We start from the raw sequence: 243 nt of genomic DNA on the forward strand, positions 1-243 counted from the left end.
CTTGCTTACGTACGCGACGTAATCCATCTCCAAAAGGGCAGGGAGATTCCAGGCCCATTGTGCAAACAGATAAGTCCAAGCCAAAAGGATCCACAACCGGATAAAAGCTTTAGCCGAGCGAACCTGGTACGTGCCAAATCCCAAATTATTTTTGGATTGGCGAAAGAAAATCTCAATAGGCCAACGTTTGGCGTCGTACGATGCAATGGTTTCCGTCTCCAAGGAAAAATCTGTGCAACAAAA

1 pseudogene is annotated in these 243 nt (G+C 46.1%); it reads right to left on the reverse strand.

The features are described from left to right. Positions 1-243: pseudogene (locus tag HPT30_RS31265) on the reverse strand (transposase); the annotation flags it as partial.

It is taken from the genome of Paenibacillus agri, assembly GCF_013359945.1.
Classification (GTDB): Bacteria; Bacillota; Bacilli; order Paenibacillales; family Paenibacillaceae; genus Paenibacillus_AQ; species Paenibacillus_AQ agri.